Source organism: Pseudomonas sp. FP2294, assembly GCF_030687625.1.
Lineage (GTDB): Bacteria > Pseudomonadota > Gammaproteobacteria > Pseudomonadales > Pseudomonadaceae > Aquipseudomonas > Aquipseudomonas shahriarae.
In genome coordinates, this window is record NZ_CP117441.1 from 1,237,100 (window position 1) to 1,257,577 (window position 20,478).

The window sequence follows — 20,478 nt, forward strand, 5'->3', positions numbered from 1 at the left end:
GGAGTCAGTCATGGATGCCCAAACCCTTCGCGCCGAATCCTTTCGAGCCCTGCACGAGCGTGATCGTGCATTCGTGATGCCCAACCCGTGGGACGCCGGTTCCGCCAAGATGCTCGCCAGCCTCGGTTTTGAAGCCCTGGCCACTACCAGCGCGGGTTTTGCCTTCAGTCTGGGGCGCCCGGATGCTGAAGGCGCGCTGTCGCTGGAGGATACTCTGGGCAACGCCGGGATGATCGTTCAGGCCACCGCGCTGCCGGTGGCGGCGGACCTGGAAAACGGCTTCAGCGATACGCCTCAAGGTTGTGCCCAAAGCCTGTTGCGGGCAGCCGCTACTGGCATCGTCGGCGGTTCTATCGAAGACGCTACCGGGATTGCGGTCGACCCGATCTACCCCTTTGATCTGTCTGTTGAACGCATCGAGGCTGCCGTCGCTGCGGCACGCAGTTTGCCATTTCCCTTCATGCTGACGGCCCGTGCGGAAAACCTCCTACATGGTCGCCTGGATTTTCCCGACACTATTCGCCGTTTGCAGGCCTACGCCGAAGCGGGTGCCGACGTGTTGTATGCCCCGGGCCTGCGCAGTGCTGAGGAAGTATTGGCGGTGGTGCGGGCGGTGGCGCCAAAACCGGTGAATGTGTTGATGTCAGGTGGCCTCAAGCTCTCGGTGGCGCAACTGAGCGAGATGGGCGTCAAGCGCATCAGCGTCGGCTCGGCCATGGCCCTGGCGGCCTATGGGGAGTTCTTCAGGGCCGCGCGGGAGGTTCAGGAGCTGGGAACCTTCACCTTTACCGAGCGCTCGATGCCGTTCAGCCAGGCAAATCAGTTGTGCAAGGGTTGAGACGTGGCTTTTTTCAAAGTGTTGGGTGTGTTGCTGCTCCTCGCCGGCGGCCTACTCGTAGGCATCTGGCGCGGCTGGGTGCCGCTGCCCGCCGAGTGGAACCCCTGGGCGCCCTTGGATGTGCAAGCTGCGCCTAACCTGCTGACCCGCTTCAAACTGGGGCGCTTGCAGGACGATCCCACCCTGTGCGACCAGGTGCTGAAAACCTCCGGGTTGCGGGTCAGCCATCAAGCGGACAGCCCGGCGGATGCGGCTTGCCCATTGCGCAACACGTTGCGGGTTCAGGGCGCGGAGGTGGGGTTGAGCAGCAGTTTTCTCGCCAGTTGCCCCTTGGCGGTGGCGTTTGCCCTGTTCGAGCGCCACAGCTTGCAGCCGGCTGCCCAGGCGGTGTTTGGCCAGGCGGTGACGCGGGTCGATCACCTCGGCAGTTTTGCCTGCCGCAATATGTATGGGCGGGCTGAAGGGCGACTCAGCCAGCATGCCTCGGCCAATGCCCTGGACATTGCCGGGTTTCGCCTGGCGGATGGACGCAGCATCAATGTGTTGAAGGATTGGCCAGGAGAGGGGGCCAGCGCGCGTTTTTTGCGGCAGGTGCGCGACAGTGCGTGCAATGATTTCAACGTGGTCTTGAGCCCGGATTACAACGCCGCCCATCGCAACCATTTCCATTTGGATATGGGGCGTTGGTGGGTGTGCCGCTAAGGGTCAGGCCGCCAGGCGCAGGTTGTTGAGGATCAATGGGCGGGCCCAGCCGCAATCGAAGTCCAGGGCCTTTTGCTGTTGCACCAGTTCCTCGTCGGGGTATGGCTCGGCCGCCGGTGGCAGCAGGTCCAGTTCGAATTCGGCAATCGGCAGGAACAGCGGCTTGGGTTGCGGCGCCGGGCCTGGCTCGGGCAATGGCTGGCCGGCGGTCAGGACGATCGGCCGTACCCAGCCACTCTCGAAGTTCTGCTGGCGTTGCTGGGCAACGATTTCATCCTCCGGGAACGGCACGGCCGCCGGTGGCAGCAACTCCAGTTCGAACTCGGCAATCGGCAGGAACAGTGGCTCAGGCGGGGCGATCTCGGTGTCCTGGACATCGCAATGACGCTGGGTGACGATTTGCGTCAGCAGGTCGCTGCCGGCGCTGGGTTCGACCGAGGCATCCACCGGCACCGGATCGGCGGCCAGCTGCGCACCTGGCTCCTGGCCAAGCTGCTCGGCCAACGCCCGGGCGAAGAAGTCCTGCCACACATGACTGACGCCGGCCAGCGCTTGGGTATTGCGCAGGCCGAAGTGGTTGTGGGTCGGCAGGACACCGGTGAATAGGGAATGAATGTCTGACATTTCTCTCGGTCGACGCTCAGGGTCTGGCAAAATGCCTGATCCTTTTTTATCGGCCGCTGTTTGCCGATCCTTAATATTTTTGAGCGTAGTAAACGATGAGCGAACAACCCGCGGCCAGCCGCATTCGGGTCGAGGCCTTGGCCGACGGTTTTCAGGCCCGTGCCCAGCACTGGGCCGAGCAGCTCGGCCTGCCGTTGCAACTGGCGGACGCCGATTTTGCCCTGCAAGTGGGTGAGCATGGCCTGCAGCTGCAACAGCTGGGCCCGGATGCGCCTGGCCCGGTGCGGGTGGATTTTGTCGAGGGCGGTGCTGCCCATCGGCGGCTCTATGGGGGGGGCAGCGGGCAGATGATTGCCAAGGCGGTGGGGGTCTCCCAAGGCGTGCGCCCGCGAGTGCTGGATGCCACGGCCGGCCTGGGTAAGGATGCCTTCGTGCTGGCCAGCCTGGGCTGCGAGATGAGCCTGATCGAACGTCAGCCGTTGATCGGTGCCTTGCTCGAAGATGGCCTGGCGCGTGGGGCGGAGGATTTTGAAGTGGCGCCGATTGTTGCGCGGATGACCCTGCTCAAGGGCAATTCCATCGAGGTGATGCGTAATTGGGAAGGTGAGCTGCCGCAGGTGATCTACCTCGACCCAATGTTTCCCCATCGGGAGAAAACCGCCCTGGTGAAGAAGGAAATGCGCCTGTTCCGCCCGCTGGTGGGTGACGATCCGGATGCCCCGGCATTGCTCGCGGCGGCCTTGGCCCTGGCCAGCCACCGGGTGGTGGTGAAGCGCCCACGCAAGGCGCCGTGCATTGAGGGGCCCAAGCCGAGCCATGCGCTGGATGGCAAATCCAGCCGGTACGATATTTATCCGAAGAAAGCGCTCAAGGCCGGTACGCCCGCATAAACAATCCCACCACTTCCTGCACATGCTCCTCGGCGGCCGCTTCGCTCAAGCGTTCGCCGCAGCCATACAGCAAGCAGAAGTTTGCCGTGCCCTTGAGCAGGCAAAAGAAGTGCTCGGCTGCGGTAAACGGCTTGTCGATGCGCAATGCGCCACTTTGATTGATCTTGCCCAGCAGGCGCTCCATGCCCTGCAACATCCGCATGGGGCCGGCTTCGAAGAAGATCTGCGACAGCTTCGGATCCTGATTGCCTGAGGTCATCATCAGGCGATGCAGGTTCACCGATTCCTCGCTGTTGATCAGCAGGTGAAAGCCTCGGGCGATGTTCAGCAGCACCTTCTCCACTGGCACGTCGTCCGGCAACTCGAAATACATCACCGGCAGTTGTGCTTCGCACTTGGCCTCAACGGCGGCGGTGAACAGCGTTTCCTTGTCGGTGAAGTGGCTGTAGACCGTCAGTTTCGACACGCCAGCCTCAACGGCCACGGCATCCATGCTGGTACTCGCGTAACCATTGCTCAAAAACAGGATTTTCGCCGCGTCGAGGATTGCCTGGCGTTTTGCCATGTCCTTGGGACGCCCGGGGCTATTGGTGTTTACAGGATTGTCGGACATTTTCACTTTAATACTGGACTGGTGAGTTTGGTATTAATAACATACTGGCCAGTATAATTACTCCAAGCACCATTTGCGAAAGGTCCTTCAGCATGCGCAGCATTTTTCTGCACCTCGCGTTGCCTGCCAGCCTTGCTCTTTTATTGGCTGCCTGCGGCCATGAAGAAGCGGCCCAAACCACCGTCCGCCCGGCCATGGTGGTGCAGCCACAGCCCTCGGCGCTGGCAATGGACAGTTATCCAGGCGAGGTTCGCGCCCGTTATGAGCCGGACCTGGCCTTTCGCATTGGTGGCAAAGTCAGTCGCCGGCTGGTGGAGGAGGGCGAGCGCGTCAAGGCCAACCAGCCGCTGGCAGAACTCGATCCCCAGGATGTACGCCTGCAACTGCAGGCCACCCGTGCCCAGGTCACGGCAGCCGAGGCCAACCTGAGCCTGGTGCGGGCCGAGCGTGATCGCTACAAGACCCTGATGGACCGTCAGATGGTCAGCCGTTCCCAGTACGACAATTCCGAAAACCTCTACCGTTCTGGTGTCGCACGCCTGCAGCAGATCAAGGCTGAATTCGACGTGGCCAATAACCAGGCCGGCTATGCCGTGCTGCGCGCCCCCCAGGATGGCGTGGTCGCCAAGCGTGCAGTGGAAGTCGGGCAAGTGGTGTCGGCCGGGCAGACCGTGTTCACCCTGGCCACCGATGGCGAGCGTGAAGTGTTGATCAGCTTCCCGGAGCAGAGCTTCGGTCGCTTCAAGGTCGGCCAGCCGGTCTCCGTGGAGCTGTGGAGCCAGCCCGACCAACGCTTCGAGGGGCGCATTCGCGAGCTGTCGCCGGCGGCCGATCCCAAGTCGCGCACCTTCGCCGCCCGTGTCGCCTTCAACGCCGGCAAAGTCCCGGCGGAGCTGGGGCAGAGCGCGAGGGTCTTTATCCAGGCCGACGGCGTGATTCCGTTGTCGGTGCCGCTGTCTGCCCTCAGCGCAGAGAACGGCGCGTCCTACGTCTGGCTGGTCAAGCCGGATAACACCCTCAAGCGCACGGCGGTGCGCATCGGCGCGTTCGGCGAAAAAAGCGTACCGGTGCTTGAAGGCCTGAGCCCCTCCGACTGGGTGATTGCCGCCGGTGTCCATGTGCTCCATGAGGGCCAGCAAGTACGCCCGGTGGATCGCTCCAACCGGGTGGTGAATCTGACGGCCAACAAGGAGTAGTCCCCGATGGGTTTCAATCTTTCCGAATGGGCGTTGCGCAATCGCCAGATCGTCCTGTTCCTGATGCTGCTGTTGGCCGTCGTCGGTACGTTGTCCTACACCAAGCTGGGGCAAAGTGAAGACCCGCCGTTCACCTTCAAAGCCATGGTCATCAAGACCAACTGGCCAGGGGCCACGGCCCAGGAAGTCTCGCGCCAGGTCACCGAGCGCATTGAAAAGAAACTGATGGAAACCGGCGAGTACGAGCGCATTGTCTCGTTCTCCCGCCCGGGCGAATCCCAGGTCACGTTTATGGCGCGGGACTCGATGCACTCGGCGCAGATTCCCGACCTGTGGTACCAGGTGCGCAAGAAGATCAGCGATATCCGCCAGACCCTGCCACCGGACATCCAGGGCCCGTTCTTCAACGACGAATTCGGCACCACCTTTGGCAATATCTACGCCCTGACCGGCGAGGGGTTTGACTACGCGGTGCTCAAGGACTACGCCGACCGTATCCAGATCCAGCTGCAACGGGTGCCGGATGTGGGCAAGGTCGAGCTGCTGGGGTTGCAGGACGAGAAGATCTGGATCGAGCTGTCCAACCTCAAGCTCGCCACCCTCGGCCTGCCCCTGGCAGCGGTGCAGCAGGCGTTGCAGGAGCAGAACGCGGTATCCACCGCCGGGTTCTTCGAGACCCCGAGCGAGCGCGTGCAACTGCGGGTGTCGGGTAACTTCAAGACGGTCGAAGAGATCCGCAATTTCCCGATCCGCGTCGGCGACCGTACCTTCCGCATCGGCGATGTGGCCGAGATTCACCGGGGCTTCAACGACCCACCGGCGCCGCGTATGCGCTATATGGGGGACGACGCAATCGGCCTGGCCGTGGCCATGCGCGATGGTGGCGATATCCTGATACTGGGCAAGGCCCTGGAGGGCGAGTTCGCACGCCTGCAGAAGAACCTTCCGGCAGGCATGGAACTGCGCAAGGTGTCGGACCAGCCGGCTGCGGTGAAGACCAGCGTGGGCGAATTCGTCCAGGTCTTGGCCGAGGCCTTGGCGATTGTATTGCTGGTGAGTTTCTTCTCCCTCGGTGTGCGCACCGGCATGGTGGTGGCATTGGCGATTCCGCTGGTGTTGGCGATGACGTTTGCCTGCATGTATTACCTGGGGATCGGCCTGCACAAGATTTCCCTGGGGGCGCTGGTCCTGGCCCTGGGCCTGTTGGTGGACGACGCGATCATCGCCGTGGAAATGATGGCGATCAAAATGGAGCAGGGCTACGACCGTCTCAAGGCAGCCAGTTTCGCCTGGACCAGTACGGCGTTTCCGATGCTCACCGGTACGCTGATCACCGCAGCCGGCTTCCTGCCGATTGCCACCGCGCAATCGAGTACCGGCGAATACACCCGCTCGATCTTTCAGGTGGTGACCATCGCGCTGCTGGCCTCGTGGGTCGCCGCTGTGGTGTTTGTGCCGTATCTGGGGGAAAAGCTTCTGCCGGACCTGGCGAAAATTCATGCGGCCAAGCACGGTACTGATGGGCCGGATCCGTACGGCACGCCGTTCTACCAGCGCGTAAGGCGCTGGGTGGAGTGGTGTGTGCGCCGCCGCAAAACCGTGATTGTGCTGACCGTGCTGCTGTTTATCGGCTCGGTGGCGCTGTTCCGTTTTGTCCCGCAACAATTCTTCCCGGCGTCCGGGCGCCTGGAACTGATGGTCGACCTGAAACTGGCGGAAGGCGCCTCCCTGAGCAGCACCGCCGAGCAGGTCAAGCGTCTCGAAGGCTTGCTCAAGGCGCATGAGGGGATCGAAAACTATGTGGCCTATGTCGGCACCGGCTCACCGCGCTTCTACCTGCCCCTGGACCAGCAACTGCCGGCGGCCAGCTTTGCCCAGTTTGTGGTGTTGGCCAAGACCATCGAGGAGCGCGAAACCCTGCGCACCTGGTTGATCGAAACCCTCAACGAGCAATTCCCCGACCTGCGTTCGCGGGTCACCCGCCTGGAGAACGGCCCGCCGGTTGGTTACCCGGTGCAGTTCCGCGTGACCGGCGAGCACATCGAAGAAGTGCGGGCCCTGGCGCGCAAGGTCGCGGCCAAGGTGCGTGAGAACAGCCACGTGGTCAACGTGCATCTGGACTGGGAAGAGCCGAGCAAGATCGTCTACCTCAATGTCGACCAGGACCGCGCCCGCGCCTTGGGCGTGAGCACCGCCAACCTGTCGAAATTCCTCCAGAGTTCCCTGACCGGCTCCAGCGTCAGCCAATACCGGGAAGACAACGAGTTGATCGAAATCCTCCTGCGCGGCACCGTGCATGAGCGCACCGAACTGTCGCTGCTGCCGAGCCTGGCGGTGCCGACCGACAACGGCACCAGCGTGGCGCTGTCGCAGATCGCCACCCTGGAATATGGCTTCGAGGAGGGCATTATCTGGCACCGCAACCGCCTGCCAACGGTGACTGTACGTGCTGATATCTACGGCAAGGAGCAACCGGCGACCCTGGTCCAGCAGATCCTGCCGACCCTGGCCGATGTACGTGCCGAATTGCCGGACGGTTACCTGTTGGACGTGGGCGGCACCGTGGAAGACTCCGCCCGAGGGCAGAACTCGGTGAAGGCCGGGGTGCCGCTGTTTATCGTGGTGGTGCTGACCTTGCTGATGCTACAACTGCGCAGCTTCTCGCGCACGGCCATGGTGTTCCTGACCGCGCCGCTGGGGCTGATCGGGGTGACGCTGTTCCTGCTGGTGTTCCGCCAGCCGTTTGGCTTCGTGGCCATGTTGGGGACCATCGCGTTGTCGGGGATGATCATGCGTAACTCGGTGATCCTGGTGGACCAGATCGAGCAGGACATCAAGGCAGGCCTGGAGCCTTGGCAGGCGATTATCGAAGCCACCGTGCGGCGCTTCCGGCCGATTGTGCTGACGGCCCTGGCGGCGGTGTTGGCGATGATCCCGCTGTCGCGCAGTGTGTTTTTCGGGCCGATGGCGGTGGCGATCATGGGCGGGTTGATTGTGGCGACGGCGTTGACGCTGCTGTTTTTGCCGGCGCTGTATGCGGCGTGGTTCCGGGTCAAGCCGCACTCGGCATAAGCCTGCGTGAATCGGCTACAGGGTTTAGGAACTTTTTCCTGCGTGTTTGCCACTTAGGGGTACCTGAGTTACAGGTACCTTCTTCTGGCAACGGGGTTGTTACAGAACAAGGCTTTATCAACCTGCGAGGAATTACCTATGGGTTTATTTGCAATGGGTGGTATAGGTATAGGTCTGGGCATGATGCCGATGATGGCCTTCAAAATGGGCAAGCGCGGTAAATCCAAATGCAAGCCTCCGCCCTGCCACCACCACCACCACGCTCAACCGCCGCAGTTCTCCAGTACCATCAAGTACGAGGGAAAAATCAGCTACAGCTGATGGTAGTAAGGGGCATGTCCGCTGGGCAATAACACCAACGCCCCAATTATTCGGGGCGTTGTTGTTTGTTACCGACGGTGTACCTAGAGGGCACCGAACACTTTCTTCGCCAGGCTGGTCGCGGCGGCTGCCGGGTTCTGGCGAATGCTTTCTTCCTGTTGGGCAATCATCTTGAACAAGCCGTCCAGCGCTTGCTCAGTCACGTAGTTTTCGACGCTGTCGCTCTTGCCACCCAGTAAACCCAGGGGCGCCTTTTTGGCGAGCGCGTTGTATTGCTGGGCTACACCGACCTTGTCCGTGGATTGCTTGACGATCGGCAGGAACTTGGCGCGGATCTGCTCACGGCTGCTTTTGTCCAGATACTGGGTCGCCGAATCCTGGCCACCGCTGAGGATGCCCTTGGCGTCGTTCACGCTCATGTTTTTCACGGCATTCACCAGAATCGGCTGGGCCTGGGTCACGGCGGATTCGGCAGCCTTGTTCATGCTGTCTTCAAGCTGGGTGATCTGATCGCCCATCCCGAGCATTTTCAGGGCGCCGGCGGCTTTCTCCAGCTTGCCCGGCAAACCGATCTTGACTTCGGGGTTGTTGCTGAAGCCACCGGGAGCCCCCAGTTGCTTGACGGCAATCTGTGCGCCTTGGGTCAGGGCGTCCTTGAGGCCGCCGGTAGCGTCGCCCTGGGACAGGTCACCGAGGGACAGGGCCATGGCGTTGGCACCGAGCAGCAGGCCGGCACACAAGGTGGTGAGGCGAAGAGAGTTACGGAGCATGGGCGCTTCCTTTTAATCGACTGGATCAGTGGGCAACGGCGTCAACGCGCAGGCGCAGCGGCTGGGAATCCTGGCCGTTCAACTGCACCGAATGGCGCTCGGTGGTGATAAACATTAGCTTGCCATCCAGCTCGATGCGAGCGCTGACCGAATAGCTGTGGCCAGGCTTGACCTGGGCCGGGTCGTAGCTCAGGTGGAAGGGCAGCGGCACCTGGCCGTTGACCGGGCCTTTCTGCTCGGCCAGGGTGACGGCGGGCGCATCGGCCAGGGACACATCCTGCAGGCTGACGCTCAAGGTCGCGGCAGGCGGCAGGGCGATGCGTTGCAGGTAGAACACCTCGCCATCAAGGCTGGCTTTGGGCGCAGGATTCATCGAGTGACAGGCTCCCAGCAGGGCGGTCAGGCCCAAGAGGATGATTTTTTTCATGGTACAGCTCCTTGTCAACGGCGCCAGAAACACCCTGGCGCCCTGGTAAATCTAGCGGGTTTCGTCCGCCTCGGCGTCCGGTGCGGGCGCTTCTTCATTGCGGTGCAACGCGACCTGGCGGATCGACAGGCGAATCTCCGCCGGCAACACCCGTTTGGCTGCGCCTTCGGCCAATTCGCCGAGCAGGTCGTGGTAACTCAACTTGCCGGCTTCATCGCGACGCAGCACATCTTGCTCGAGCAGCGTCTGAATAAAATGTCGGAAAAGGCTCTTATCGAAGAACTCCGGGGCATTCAGGCCATGCAGGATCGACAGGCGCTGGGCCATGACCGTGCACAAGTCTTCCAGCTCTTCGGCGCTGATGCTGTTCTGGCCGCTGTTGAGCAGCAGGGAAATGGCCATGTAGAAGCGTTGCAGGGTCTGGGCAATGCTCTTGGACAGCAGGGTCAGCAGCACAAAGTTGCGCGAGCTGGGCGCCGGGCGCAGGTAGATGTTGTTTTCAAAGCGCAGCAGACCTTGTTCTACCAAGGCTTCGAGCCACTGGTCGACCACTGCGTCAAGTTCGTCCAGGGTCCAGCGGATGAACAACTCCGATTGCAGGTACGGATAGAGCGCACGGGTGTAGCGCAGGATCTGTTCGCGGCTCATGCGCGAGCTGCTCTGGAAGAAGCTGGCCAACAGCGCCGGCAGGGCGAAGATATGCAGCACGTTGTTGCGGTAATAGGTCATCAGGACGGCGTTTTGCTCGTCCAGATAGAGGATCTTGCCCAGGGCATCACTCTGTTCCGACAGCAGGTTCATGTCCTTGACGTGCTTGATCAAGGCCTGGCCGTCACCTTCGGGCAGCGTGGTGTGGGGCGAGTAGGGCACCCGGCGCAGCAGCGCCAGGTACAGGTCCAGCACCCGGGCCATGGCCTGGTCGTCCAGGGCCAGGCGGCTAGTGGACAGTAGCGCCAACGCTACCAGGTTCACCGGGTTGATCGCGGCCGCCTCGTTGAGGTGCTGGGCCACGCGCTCGCCGAGGCGGTTGGTGGTCTCATTCAACCAGGCCGGCTTGTAGTTCGGTGCCAGATCCTGGGCGCGCCAGTCCGGTTGCTCCTGGTCGAGGAATTCCGCCAGCTTGATCGGCTCGCCGAAGTTGACCGCCACCTGGCCAAAGCGCTGCTTCAGCGCGCCAATGACCTTGAAGATATCGAAGATCGACTCTTTCTTTTTCGTCGCCCCGCGCAGTTCGCCCAGGTAGGTGCGGCCTTCCAGCACCCGTTCATAGCCGATATACACCGGCACAAACACGATGGGCATGCGCGAGGAGCGCAGGAAGCTGCGCAGGGTGATCGCCAGCATCCCGGTCTTGGGTTGCAGCATGCGCCCGGTGCGCGAGCGGCCGCCTTCGACGAAGTACTCCACCGGGAAGCCCTTGGTGAACAGGGTATGCAGGTATTCGTTGAACACCGAGGTGTACAGCGGGTTGCCCTTGAAGGTACGGCGCATGAAAAACGCCCCGCCGCGGCGCAACAGGCTGCCGATCACCGGCATATTGAGATTAATCCCGGCAGCAATGTGCGGCGGGGTCAGGCCGTTCTTGAATAGGAGGTAAGACAGCAGCAGGTAGTCGATATGGCTGCGGTGGCAGGGCACGTAGATCACTTCGTAGCCCTGGGCGACCTTTTGCACACCTTCGATATTGTTGACCTTGATGCCGTCGTAGATCTTGTTCCAGAACCAGCTCAGCACCACTTCGAGGAAGCGGATGGCGGTGTAGGTGTAGTCCGAGGCAATTTCGTTGCCATAGCGCAGGGCCTGGGCCTTGGCTTTTTCCGGGGTGATCTTTTCCCGCTCGGCCTCGTCGAGGATCGCCTGGCGCACCAGTGGCATATTCACCAGGCCTTTGACCAGGTTGCGCCGGTGGGACAGGTCGGGGCCGATCACCGCAGTCTTCAGGTTGCGAAAGTGTACCCGCAGGATGCGTTGGGCCATTCGTACGGTGCGTTCGTGACCTTTATTGTGCTCGATCAATTCACGCAGGTTGATTGGCGCAGAGAATTGCACTCGGGTCTTGCGCCCCAGGATCAGGATGCTCAACAGCCGGCGCAGGCGCCCGGTGACTGCCCAACTGTCGGCGAACAGCAGTTTCCAGGGGCTCGACTCGCTGGCGGGCGACTGGCCCCAGAACACGCTGACCGGAATGATCTGGGCGTTTTCTTCGGCATGCTCGGTCAGGGTGTTGACCAGGCGGGTCAGGGTCGGCGGCGCGCCGCGCTTGTCCTGGCGGCCGAGCCAGTCCGGGTCCGGGGTCAGGTAGAAGAACGCCGCCGGTTCCATCAACGGGCCAACGGACACCGGCAGCACCGGGCGCGGCAAGCCGGCCTTGGTGCACTCGGCATCCACCACGGCCAGTTCGGTCAGGGAGGGCGATTGCAGGACGTAGAACACCGGCCGGCTGCGGTCCAGGTTAAGGGTGAGGGACGACTGGTTGATCGTCTCCGAGCGAACCCAGAGGTACAACAGTCGGCGCAAGGTGCCAAATACCAGACGGCGGAACGGGGAGCGGGTCATAGGCGTGCTGCTTTGAGTGGAAAAAACCGAGCAGGCGCTCGGGCGGGTAGTGTGCCGTATTCGCCGAAAATCGGCAAAAAAGCAGCGATGTAAAGTTGAGTTGATCGTTTTTGAGCCTGTCTTATACTCGGCAGTTCAATGCGACTGACTCAACAATAAAAACCAGTGGGAGCAAACAGATGACAACGCGCGAAACCGGCAATGTGAAGTGGTTCAACGACGCCAAGGGCTATGGTTTTATCCAGCGGGAGGATGGCAAGGATGTGTTTGTGCACTACCGCGCTATCCGCGGTGAAGGCCACCGCTCCCTGGCCGAGGGCCAGCAGGTGGAATACGCCGTGGTGACCGGCGACAAGGGCTTGCAGGCTGAGGATGTAGTCGGTCTTTAAAGCAGATTTCTGCAACGCCGCTGAACCCATGTGGGAGCGGGCTTGCTCGCGAAAGCGCTGAATCAGTCACTGTAGAGGTTGACTGATTGACTGCTTTCGCGAGCAAGCCCGCTCCCACATCTGATTGGGTTCACAGTTCAGAATCAGGTGGTTTTCCAGGTGATCTGCTCTTCACCGTCGGTGCTGATCCGAATCCAGGTGTCGGCGCTTTCTTCACCTTCTTCCTCGACCCACGTCCCCGGCGCGCAGCGCACTTCAACGTTCAGCGCGGCAAAGGCCGCACGGGCGCAGGCGATGTCGTCTTCCCACGGGGTCTGGTCGCTTTCCAGGTACAGGCTGTTCCATTTGCCCACGGCCTTGGGCAGCCAGGTCACTGGCACATTGCCGGCCTTGCACTTGTAGGTCTGGCCCTTCTGTACCCAGTCGGTGCACGGCCCCAGGGCAGCGCCGAGCCAGGCGGCGATAGCCTTGTAGTCGACGTCGGCGTCCTTGAGGTAAATCTCGATATCGGGTTGGCGCATGGATGTTCCTCGTTGCGGGATTCGAAAATCCATTCGCGGATTCAGGGTGGGCGCAAAGGCCCGGAATAGTCGGTTATTGAAGCACGAAATAGTCGTAGCGCATCGACACGGTGACCAGCAGCGGTTCGGCCTGCTCGATCACCTGGGCGCGGCGCTCGGCGCTGGCACGCCAGCCATGGGGGGTCATCGCCAGCAGATTGGCGCGGTCCCCGGGGTCGGCCAGGCTGAGCTTGAACTCCAGCACTTCGCTGTGTTGCAGGCTCATGCCGTCTGGCACCAGGGCCAGGTGCTTGTCGTCGGTGTACTCGCGCACTTCGTCGTACAGGCGTTCGCGCAGTTCCATCAGGTGGCCGCTGGTCGGTCCGACCTTCATCAGGCCGCTGCCCGGGCTGAGCAGACGCTTGGCTTCCTGCCAGTCCAGGGGGCTGAACACGCTGGCGAGGAACTGGCAACTGCCGTCGGCCAGCGGCACGCGGGCCATGCTGGCGATCAGCCAAGTCAGCGTCGGGTTGCGTTTGCACGCGCGCTTGACTGCTTCCTTGGAAATATCCAGGGCATAACCATCGGCGCGCAGCAGGGCATCGGCGATTTGCGCGGTGTAGTAGCCTTCGCCGCAACCGATATCCAGCCAGCGCTGGGGTTTGCGTTCGGCTGCCAGGGCGGCCAGGCGCCTGGCCACAGGCGCGTAGTGCCCGGCATTGAGGAAGTCGCGGCGCGCTTGCACCATGGCCAGGTTATCGCCTGGGTCACGGCTGTTCTTGTGCTGCACCGGCAACAGGTTCAGGTAACCCTGGCGGGCCCGGTCGAACCGGTGCCCGGCCGGGCATACCACGCCACTATCCACCTCATTGAGGGGCGCACTGCAAATGGGGCAAGCAAGCATCAGGCGAGCAACTTGATCAGGGTCTGGTAGTAGATTTCGGTCAGCACATCGAGGTCGCTGGCCAGAATGCGCTCATTGACCTGATGGATCGTCGCGTTGACCGGGCCCAGTTCCACCACTTGAGTGCCGAGGGTCGCGATAAAGCGCCCGTCGGAGGTGCCGCCACTGGTGGACGCCTGGGTCTCGCGGCCGGTAATGGCCTTGATGCTGGCGGACACCGCATCGAGCAGCGCGCCCGGCTCGGTCAGGAACGGCAGGCCCGACAGCGCCCACTCCACATGCCAGTCCAGGCCATGCTTGTCGAGAATCGCCGCGACCCGCTGTTGCAGGCCTTCGACGGTGGACTCGGTGGAGAAACGGAAGTTGAACACCGCCGTCAGGTCACCCGGGATCACGTTGGTGGCGCCGGTGCCGGAATTGAGGTTGGAAATCTGGAAGCTGGTCGGCGGGAAGAAGGTATTGCCGTTGTCCCAATGCTCGGCGGCCAGTTCGGCCAGGGCCGGGGCGGCCAGGTGGATCGGGTTCTTTGCCAGGTGCGGGTAAGCCACGTGGCCTTGCACACCGCGCACGGTCAGGGTCGCACCGAGGGAGCCGCGACGGCCGTTCTTGACCACATCGCCCACCAGGGTGGTGCTCGACGGTTCACCGACGATGCACCAGTCCAGGCGCTCCTTGCGTGCTGCCAGGCGCTCGATCACTGCCTTGGTGCCGTGGTGCGCCGGGCCTTCTTCGTCGCTGGTGATCAGGAACGCCACCGAACCCTTGTGGTCCGGGTAGTCCTTCACAAAGCGCTCGGAGGCCACCAGCATCGCGGCCAGGCTGCCTTTCATGTCGGCCGCGCCACGCCCGCACAACATGCCGTGTTCGTCGATCAGTGCGTCGAACGGGTCATTCTGCCAGGCCTGCACCGGGCCGGTCGGGACCACGTCGGTGTGGCCGGCGAAGCACAGCACCGGGCCTTCATGCTTGCCGTGGGTGGCCCAGAAGTTGTCCACATCTTCGATGCGCATCGGCTCAAGCGCAAAGCCGGCGTCGCCCAGGCGCTGCATCATCAGCTTCTGGCAATCGGCGTCGATCGGCGTCACCGACGGGCGGCGGATCAAGTCGATAGCGAGTTGGAGGGTCGGCGAAAGGTCGGCGTGGGCCGTCATGGGAAAACTCCGAAGGTGTGTCAGGGCGCAAGACGAGAGTGAAATATATCCAATGTGGGAGCGGGCTTGCCCGCGCTGCAGGCGCCGCGGTGTAGCAGTTGCACCGCAGCGATGCCATCGCGGGCAAGCCCGCTCCCACAAGGGGGGCAGTGGCTGCCTGAACCCATAAAGGGCCGTTATCTTATAGCAAAACGGCGACCAGAGGCCGCCGTTTAGTGCATTGCGCAAGTTTTTACGCGGCCGTCGCGGGCTCCGCCACCGCTGCCGGTTTCGGCAGTGACGACAGGAACGCCATGATCAGCGCCGCCACATACGGCAGTGATTGCACCAGCAGCATCACCACCCAGAAGCGCATGTCATTGCTTGGCAGGCCCTGCACCAGGTAGATCCCCAGCGCCGCGCCCCACAGCAGCAACATAATGAACATCTCTTCGCGGGCTTCGGAAATCGCTACCCAGAAGCCGTGGTTATCCGCGTTTTTCGGTGTACGAAAGAACGGAATACTGGTGGTGAAGAAGCCATACAGCACTGCCTTGGCGATGGTATGGGACAACGCTAACCCGGCCAGGGCTGCGCAGAACGCATCCTTGAGGTTCACACCAACGGCGCGGCGGTAGAGGAAGATGATCTTGCCGACCTTGAACACAAACAGCGCCAACGGCGGGATTGCGAAGATCAGCAACGGCGGGTCGACCCGGGTCGGCACAATGATCATCGCCGCCGACCACAACAGGGCACCGACGGTGAAGAAGATGTTCATGCCGTCCGCTACCCACGGCAACCAGCCCGCGAGGAAGTGGTAGCGCTGGCCACGGGTCAGCTCGGTGTCCTTGCCGCGCAGCAGGCTGGCGGTGTGGCGCTTGATGATCTGGATCGCGCCATAGGCCCAGCGGAACCGCTGTTTCTTGAAGTCGATAAAGGTATCGGGCATCAGGCCCTTGCCGTAGCTGGTGTGGTAGTACGCAGCCGACAGACCTTTCTCGAATACCCGTAGGCCCAGTTCGGCGTCTTCACAGATACACCAGTCGGCCCAGCCCAGTTCTTCGAGCACCGAGCGGCGGGTCATGGTCATGGTGCCGTGCTGGATGATCGCGTCGCGGTCGTTGCGGGTGACCATGCCGATATGGAAGAAGCCTTTATATTCGGCGTAGCAGAGCTTCTTGAAGGTGCTTTCGTTCTGGTCGCGGTAATCCTGGGGCGATTGCACCACGGCGATTTTCGGGTCGGCGAAGTGCGGCACCATGTGCTTGAGCCAGTTGGGCGACACACAGTAGTCCGAGTCGATCACCGCGATCACTTCGGCATCCTTGGCGGTGTGCGGAATCAGGTAGTTCAGCGCGCCACCCTTGAAGCCAGCCAGGGGCGCGACGTGGAAGAACTTGAAGCGCGGGCCCAGGGTCAGGCAGTAGTCGCGTACCGGTTCCCACACCGCCGGGTCCTTGGTGTTGTTGTCGATGATCAGGACTTCGTAGTCCGGGTAATCGAGGGCGGCCAGGGCGTCGAGGGTCTGTTTGACCATTTCCGGCGGCTCGTTGTAGCACGGCACATGGATGGAGACTTTCGGGCGGTAGTGCGAATCCCCTTCAACCGGCAGGAATTCACGCCGGCGTTTGTGGGTCCAGACCGCTTCCGCCAGTTCATGGGCCTCGGTCAGCAACACGATAAACACGCCCATGGCACCTAGCGCGAGCAAGAAGCCCACGGTCAGGCTGAACCACGTGCTGTATTGCTGGCTGTAGTCATAGCCGATCCAGACCAGCACCGAGCCGCACAGGAACGCGATGAAGGTCAGGAAGGTACGGCCACGCTGGCGCAGGGACGAGCCGTCGATCATCAGCAAGGTCAGCGACAGCAGTGCCAACACCACCGAGCCGATGGCCAGCACCCGCCATTGCGGAATCGCCACGACCGGCCCTTCAAAGTTGAATTTCTGCTGGCGCGCAGCGTCGAACACGCCCCAGTAGGCGCCCACCGAGCCTTCGTCACTGGCTTTCCAGGGTTGGTCGAAGGCTTCGATCACGAAGTAGTTGTAGCCCTGGCGGTTAAGCTTGTTGACCAGAGTGCGCAGGTAAATGGCCTGGTCAGCCGGGGAGGCGTCCGCGCCACCGCGCATGCGGCCATTGCTCGGCCAGCCGACTTCCGACAGCAGCAGTGGCTTTTTCGGGAAGGTCTTCTTCAGGTCCTTGGCCCGGTCGAGGACGAATTGCCCGGCCTGGGCCATCGGCACATGTTCCCAGTACGGCAGAACGTGCGCGGCGATCAGGTCGACATGCTTGCCCAGTTGCGGGTTGTGTTCCCAGATGTGCCACTGCTCGGAGGTAGTCACTGGCACTTTGACGGCGGCGCGCACCCGGTCCAGCAGGACAATCAGCTCCTCGGGGGTGATCTCCTTGCGGAAGATGGCCTCGTTGCCGACCACCACACGCACCACGCTGCGCGAACTGTTGGCGATCTCGATGGCCCGCTGGATTTCGCGCTCGTTGCGCTCAAGGTCCGGGCTGATCCAGATCCCCAGGGTCACACGCAGGCCGAACTCTTCCGCCAGCTTGGGGATATTCCCCAGAGGACCGTCGACCGAATAGGTCCGAATGTTGTCCGTCAGCTTGCTCATGATCGCAAGGTCCTGACGCATTTGTTCGTCGGTCGGGTACTGGTCTTTTTGCGGGTACTGGCCCTGCTGGAACGGCGAGTAAGAAAACCCGGAAATCTGCTGAGGCCAGTTGGGGGTAGTGACCGGGCGGTTGATCAGCGCCCAGAAACCGGTGAACAGCGCGGCAATTGCCAGCACCACCACCAGGTTGAGTCCAAATTTACGCGATGACATAGCTGTTTCGGGTTCCAAAGGGTGTGGAACGAATAGACGTGTTGGTGTACGCCGAACGGCGCGCATCCTACCATCGGCCCTGCACTCTGCGTACAGCAAGCCAGGAAAAACCGGGCATTGGGCAGCCAAAGCGTCGGTAAGTTCTTTACTTATAGCTTGTAGCTTAGAACTTATCGCTGCGTAGCCCTATAATGCGCGCCGGTTTTTGGGGTAATGGTCATGAGTACAGAAGATCCACGGTTTGCCGGCGTCGCCCGCTTGTATGGCATAGAAGGCCTGGAACGCTTGAAAGCGGCCCATGTGGCCATCGTCGGCGTGGGCGGTGTCGGCTCTTGGGCCGCTGAAGCCATGGCCCGTTGCGGGGTGGGCGAGATTTCGCTGTTTGACCTGGACGACGTGTGCGTCAGCAACAGCAACCGTCAGTTGCACGCCCTGGACAGCACGGTGGGCAAGCCCAAGGTCGAAGTGATGGCCGAACGCCTGCGTGCGATCAACCCCGCTTGCACGGTGCACGCGGTGGCGGACTTCGTAACCCGCGACACCATGGCTGAGTACATCACGCCGACCATCGACTGTGTGATTGACTGCATCGACGCGGTCAACGCCAAGGCGGCGCTGATTGCCTGGTGCAAGCGCCGCAAGATCCAGATCATCACCACCGGCGGCGCCGGCGGGCAAATTGACCCGACGCTGATCCAGGTGTGCGACCTGAACCGCACCTTCAACGACCCGCTGGCCTCGAAAGTGCGCTCCACCTTGCGCCGCGACTACGGGTTCTCGCGCACCGTGACCCGGCACTACAGCGTGCCTTGCGTGTTCTCCACCGAACAACTGCGCTATCCCAAACCCGACGGCAGCATCTGTTTGCAAAAGAGTTTTGTCGGTGATGGGGTGAAGCTGGACTGCGCCGGCGGGTTTGGCGCGGTGATGATGGTGACGGCGACTTTTGGCATGGTCGCGGCGACCAAGGCGGTGGACAAGATTGTGGCTGGGGTGCGCAGGCCGTCCGAGCGGGTCAAGCCCGCCTGAATCTCACGGCTGGGCATCCATCACAGTGGGGGAGCAGGCAAGCCAGCTCCCACATTCAGTTTTGTGCTTGGCTCAATTGGCGCATGCGCTGCAGGACCGCATTCAGGCCATTACTGCGCGACGGCGACAATTGACGGGAAAGCCCCAGTTGGTTGAACCAGTCGGGCAGGTCGACCGCCTGTAACGCCTCCGCCGACAGCCCGTTGACCCGCGCCAGCAGCAACGCCACCAACCCTCGAATCAAGCGTGCATCACTGCTGGCGGCAAACTGCCAATGGCCATCGCGCAAGCATCCCACCAGCCACACCAGGCTTTCACAGCCCTGCACCAGGTTGGCTTCGACCTTGTCCTCAGCCGCCAACGCCGGCAGCCGCTCGCCCCATTGCATCAACAAGCGCGCGCGTTGCTCCCAACTGCCGACGGCCTGAAAGGCCTGCAACGCGACACGTGCATCTGCGGGCAGGCTCATCGCAGCATGTCCAGGGCCTGATCCAGCGCTTCAAAGAAACGCTCCAGGTCATCGGAGTCGTTGTACAACGCCAGGGAAACCCGGATCGCCCCCGACAGATGCAGGCTCTTGAGCAAAGGCATCGCACAGTGATGACCGGCGCGTACCGCGATGCCCTGCTCGGTCAGCAGGTGGGCGAGATCGGCGTTGTGCACACCCTCCACCACAAAGCTGGCCAGGGCGACTTGCGGCGAGCCCAGCAGATGGACGCCCTTGCGTGCCTGTAGACCGCGCAAGAGGTAGTCGTGCAGTGCCGCTTCGTGGGCGATCACCGCCTGTTGATCCAGGGAGTTGAGGTAATCCAGGGTCGCCCCCAGGCCAATCACCCCGGCAATCGGTGGCGTACCCGCCTCGAAACCCAGGGGCGCCGGGCGGAAGCTAGCGCTGTGGTAGTCCGCCTGCTGCACCATCTCGCCGCCAAACTGCCAGTGGCGCAGCCGATGCAGGGCTTCGGTGCGGCCGTAAAGCACGCCGACGCCGTCCGGACCATAAAGTTTGTGGCTGGAAAATACGTAGAAGTCGCAGCCCAGGGCCTGCACGTCATGGCGGCCGTGGACGATGCCCTGGGCGCCATCCACCACGGTCAAGGCGTCGTGGGCCTTGGCCAGTGCCAGCAACTGCGGCAACGGCTGCCAGACGCCCAGCACGTTGGACAACTGGCTCACCGCCAGCAGGCGGGTGCGTGGGCCGATCATCGTGGCGGCGGCTTGCAGGTCGATCAAACCCTCATCGTCGAGGGGCAGCACCACCAGCGTGAGCTCGCGGCGTTTGGCCAGTTGCTGCCAGGGCAGCAGGTTGGCGTGATGTTCCAGGGCGCTGATGACAAGCTCATCGCCCGGGTTGAAAAGGTGCTCCAGGCCATAGGCCAGGAGGTTCAGCGCAGACGTCGCGCCGTGGGTAAAGATGATCTGCCCGCTGTCACCGACGTTGAGCCATTGCGCCACTTTGCTGCGACTGTCCTCGAACGCCTGGGTCGCATGGGCGCCTGGCAAATGCTGGGCACGGTGCACATTGGCCGCGCCATTGGCGTAGTAATGGCCAAGGGCGTCCAGCAGGGCTTGAGGTTTTTGCGTGGTAGCGGCGTTGTCCAGATAGGTCTGGTCTTGCCGTTGCAAGGTGGCGATGGCCGGGAAATCGGCGCGCCAGGGCGAGGGCACAAGCATG

General features: G+C 62.2%; 19 protein-coding genes. 8 read left to right on the top strand and 11 right to left on the bottom strand.

From position 1 onward, the window contains the following. Positions 1 to 10 precede the first annotated feature (10 nt). Positions 11 to 838, top strand: coding sequence for an oxaloacetate decarboxylase (locus tag PSH73_RS05430; protein ID WP_057441771.1), 828 nt, complete (start codon positions 11 to 13; stop codon positions 836 to 838). Between the two features lie 3 nt (positions 839 to 841). Beyond that, positions 842 to 1,540: an extensin family protein gene (locus PSH73_RS05435; RefSeq protein WP_057958676.1), complete on the top strand. Its 699-nt coding sequence runs from the start codon at positions 842 to 844 to the stop codon at positions 1,538 to 1,540. A gap of 3 nt (positions 1,541 to 1,543) precedes the next feature. On the opposite strand, the gene PSH73_RS05440 is transcribed toward PSH73_RS05435, so the two are convergent. After that, positions 1,544 to 2,164, bottom strand: coding sequence for a hypothetical protein (locus tag PSH73_RS05440; protein WP_057441769.1), 621 nt, complete (start codon positions 2,162 to 2,164; stop codon positions 1,544 to 1,546). A 95-nt stretch (positions 2,165 to 2,259) separates the two neighbouring features. Here PSH73_RS05440 and PSH73_RS05445 point away from each other — a divergent pair, with 95 nt between their 5' ends. After that, positions 2,260 to 3,054, top strand: coding sequence for a class I SAM-dependent methyltransferase (locus PSH73_RS05445; RefSeq protein ID WP_186625584.1), 795 nt, complete (start codon positions 2,260 to 2,262; stop codon positions 3,052 to 3,054). Here the strand turns inward: PSH73_RS05445 and PSH73_RS05450 are convergent. After that, positions 3,032 to 3,667 (bottom strand): TetR/AcrR family transcriptional regulator, encoded by a 636-nt coding sequence (locus PSH73_RS05450; RefSeq protein WP_057958679.1) that lies wholly within the window; start codon positions 3,665 to 3,667, stop codon positions 3,032 to 3,034. The genes PSH73_RS05445 and PSH73_RS05450 overlap by 23 nt on opposite strands. Positions 3,668 to 3,759: 92 nt before the next feature. Between PSH73_RS05450 and PSH73_RS05455 the strand changes: the two genes are divergently transcribed. The 3 genes from PSH73_RS05455 (at position 3,760) to PSH73_RS05465 (ending at position 8,256) form a co-directional block, all read left to right on the top strand. Then, positions 3,760 to 4,863 carry an efflux RND transporter periplasmic adaptor subunit gene (locus tag PSH73_RS05455; protein WP_305462073.1) on the top strand — a complete coding sequence of 368 codons (1,104 nt, stop codon included), beginning with the start codon at positions 3,760 to 3,762 and terminating at the stop codon, positions 4,861 to 4,863. 6 nt (positions 4,864 to 4,869) lie between these two features. Next, on the top strand, positions 4,870 to 7,935 hold the full coding sequence (locus PSH73_RS05460) for an efflux RND transporter permease subunit (RefSeq protein WP_057958681.1): 3,066 nt from the start codon (positions 4,870 to 4,872) through the stop codon (positions 7,933 to 7,935). Positions 7,936 to 8,073: 138 nt separating this feature from the next. Beyond that, entirely contained in the window at positions 8,074 to 8,256 is a 183-nt protein-coding gene (locus PSH73_RS05465; protein WP_057958682.1) for a hypothetical protein, read from the top strand. Positions 8,257 to 8,339: 83 nt separating this feature from the next. On the opposite strand, the gene PSH73_RS05470 is transcribed toward PSH73_RS05465, so the two are convergent. Genes PSH73_RS05470 through plsB form a run of 3 tightly spaced genes read right to left on the bottom strand, consistent with a single transcriptional unit; the run spans position 8,340 to position 12,009 of the window. Continuing rightward, positions 8,340 to 9,026, bottom strand: coding sequence for a DUF4197 domain-containing protein (locus tag PSH73_RS05470; RefSeq protein ID WP_057958683.1), 687 nt, complete (start codon positions 9,024 to 9,026; stop codon positions 8,340 to 8,342). 25 nt (positions 9,027 to 9,051) lie between these two features. Further along, the gene (locus tag PSH73_RS05475; protein WP_057958684.1) at positions 9,052 to 9,453 is read right to left on the bottom strand and encodes a YbaY family lipoprotein; all 402 of its coding nucleotides are present in this window, start codon (positions 9,451 to 9,453) and stop codon (positions 9,052 to 9,054) included. 51 nt (positions 9,454 to 9,504) lie between these two features. After that, positions 9,505 to 12,009, bottom strand: a complete 2,505-nt coding sequence (gene plsB, locus PSH73_RS05480) for a glycerol-3-phosphate 1-O-acyltransferase PlsB (RefSeq protein WP_120731793.1) — start codon at positions 12,007 to 12,009, stop codon at positions 9,505 to 9,507. Between the two features lie 179 nt (positions 12,010 to 12,188). Here plsB and PSH73_RS05485 point away from each other — a divergent pair, with 179 nt between their 5' ends. Next, positions 12,189 to 12,398, top strand: a complete 210-nt coding sequence (locus tag PSH73_RS05485) for a cold-shock protein (protein WP_057441757.1) — start codon at positions 12,189 to 12,191, stop codon at positions 12,396 to 12,398. 143 nt (positions 12,399 to 12,541) lie between these two features. On the opposite strand, the gene PSH73_RS05490 is transcribed toward PSH73_RS05485, so the two are convergent. The 4 genes from PSH73_RS05490 to PSH73_RS05505 all read right to left on the bottom strand — a co-directional run bounded on the left by PSH73_RS05490 (position 12,542) and on the right by PSH73_RS05505 (position 17,777). Then, a complete protein-coding gene (locus PSH73_RS05490; RefSeq protein WP_057445111.1) occupies positions 12,542 to 12,919 on the bottom strand; it encodes a hypothetical protein in 378 nt (125 codons plus the stop codon). 73 nt (positions 12,920 to 12,992) lie between these two features. After that, positions 12,993 to 13,802, bottom strand: coding sequence for a putative RNA methyltransferase (locus PSH73_RS05495; RefSeq protein ID WP_305462075.1), 810 nt, complete (start codon positions 13,800 to 13,802; stop codon positions 12,993 to 12,995). Next, entirely contained in the window at positions 13,802 to 14,953 is a 1,152-nt protein-coding gene (dapE, locus tag PSH73_RS05500; RefSeq protein ID WP_057958687.1) for a succinyl-diaminopimelate desuccinylase, read from the bottom strand. The genes PSH73_RS05495 and dapE overlap by 1 nt, the downstream gene beginning before the upstream one ends. A gap of 232 nt (positions 14,954 to 15,185) precedes the next feature. Continuing rightward, positions 15,186 to 17,777, bottom strand: a complete 2,592-nt coding sequence (locus tag PSH73_RS05505) for a glycosyltransferase (RefSeq protein WP_198818016.1) — start codon at positions 17,775 to 17,777, stop codon at positions 15,186 to 15,188. Positions 17,778 to 17,996: 219 nt separating this feature from the next. On the opposite strand from PSH73_RS05505, the gene tcdA reads away from it, so the two are divergent. Next, complete coding sequence (tcdA, locus tag PSH73_RS05510) at positions 17,997 to 18,806, top strand: tRNA cyclic N6-threonylcarbamoyladenosine(37) synthase TcdA (protein WP_057441812.1); 810 nt, start codon at positions 17,997 to 17,999, stop codon at positions 18,804 to 18,806. 55 nt (positions 18,807 to 18,861) lie between these two features. Here the strand turns inward: tcdA and PSH73_RS05515 are convergent, their stop codons facing one another. Together PSH73_RS05515 and PSH73_RS05520 are read right to left on the bottom strand one after the other, a co-directional pair. Next, the gene (locus PSH73_RS05515; RefSeq protein WP_198792444.1) at positions 18,862 to 19,275 is read right to left on the bottom strand and encodes a SufE family protein; all 414 of its coding nucleotides are present in this window, start codon (positions 19,273 to 19,275) and stop codon (positions 18,862 to 18,864) included. Then, positions 19,272 to 20,477, bottom strand: coding sequence for an aminotransferase class V-fold PLP-dependent enzyme (locus tag PSH73_RS05520; protein WP_057439916.1), 1,206 nt, complete (start codon positions 20,475 to 20,477; stop codon positions 19,272 to 19,274). The genes PSH73_RS05515 and PSH73_RS05520 overlap by 4 nt, the downstream gene beginning before the upstream one ends. Position 20,478 lies beyond the last annotated feature (1 nt).

What these genes read in the sequence shown, in the direction of transcription:
- PSH73_RS05515 (WP_198792444.1), bottom strand. Translation starts at nt 19,275, where the DNA reads ATGAGCCTGCCCGCAGATGCACGTGTCGCGTTGCAGGCCTTTCAGGCC.
- PSH73_RS05445 (WP_186625584.1), top strand. Translation starts at nt 2,260, where the DNA reads ATGAGCGAACAACCCGCGGCCAGCCGCATTCGGGTCGAGGCCTTGGCC.
- PSH73_RS05470 (WP_057958683.1), bottom strand. Translation starts at nt 9,026, where the DNA reads ATGCTCCGTAACTCTCTTCGCCTCACCACCTTGTGTGCCGGCCTGCTG.
- PSH73_RS05460 (WP_057958681.1), top strand. Translation starts at nt 4,870, where the DNA reads ATGGGTTTCAATCTTTCCGAATGGGCGTTGCGCAATCGCCAGATCGTC.
- PSH73_RS05455 (WP_305462073.1), top strand. Translation starts at nt 3,760, where the DNA reads ATGCGCAGCATTTTTCTGCACCTCGCGTTGCCTGCCAGCCTTGCTCTT.
- PSH73_RS05495 (WP_305462075.1), bottom strand. Translation starts at nt 13,802, where the DNA reads ATGCTTGCTTGCCCCATTTGCAGTGCGCCCCTCAATGAGGTGGATAGT.
- PSH73_RS05465 (WP_057958682.1), top strand. Translation starts at nt 8,074, where the DNA reads ATGGGTTTATTTGCAATGGGTGGTATAGGTATAGGTCTGGGCATGATG.
- PSH73_RS05430 (WP_057441771.1), top strand. Translation starts at nt 11, where the DNA reads ATGGATGCCCAAACCCTTCGCGCCGAATCCTTTCGAGCCCTGCACGAG.
- PSH73_RS05450 (WP_057958679.1), bottom strand. Translation starts at nt 3,667, where the DNA reads ATGTCCGACAATCCTGTAAACACCAATAGCCCCGGGCGTCCCAAGGAC.
- PSH73_RS05475 (WP_057958684.1), bottom strand. Translation starts at nt 9,453, where the DNA reads ATGAAAAAAATCATCCTCTTGGGCCTGACCGCCCTGCTGGGAGCCTGT.
- PSH73_RS05440 (WP_057441769.1), bottom strand. Translation starts at nt 2,164, where the DNA reads ATGTCAGACATTCATTCCCTATTCACCGGTGTCCTGCCGACCCACAAC.
- PSH73_RS05490 (WP_057445111.1), bottom strand. Translation starts at nt 12,919, where the DNA reads ATGCGCCAACCCGATATCGAGATTTACCTCAAGGACGCCGACGTCGAC.
- PSH73_RS05505 (WP_198818016.1), bottom strand. Translation starts at nt 17,777, where the DNA reads ATGTCATCGCGTAAATTTGGACTCAACCTGGTGGTGGTGCTGGCAATT.
- PSH73_RS05485 (WP_057441757.1), top strand. Translation starts at nt 12,189, where the DNA reads ATGACAACGCGCGAAACCGGCAATGTGAAGTGGTTCAACGACGCCAAG.
- PSH73_RS05520 (WP_057439916.1), bottom strand. Translation starts at nt 20,477, where the DNA reads ATGCTTGTGCCCTCGCCCTGGCGCGCCGATTTCCCGGCCATCGCCACC.
- dapE (WP_057958687.1), bottom strand. Translation starts at nt 14,953, where the DNA reads ATGACGGCCCACGCCGACCTTTCGCCGACCCTCCAACTCGCTATCGAC.
- tcdA (WP_057441812.1), top strand. Translation starts at nt 17,997, where the DNA reads ATGAGTACAGAAGATCCACGGTTTGCCGGCGTCGCCCGCTTGTATGGC.
- plsB (WP_120731793.1), bottom strand. Translation starts at nt 12,009, where the DNA reads ATGACCCGCTCCCCGTTCCGCCGTCTGGTATTTGGCACCTTGCGCCGA.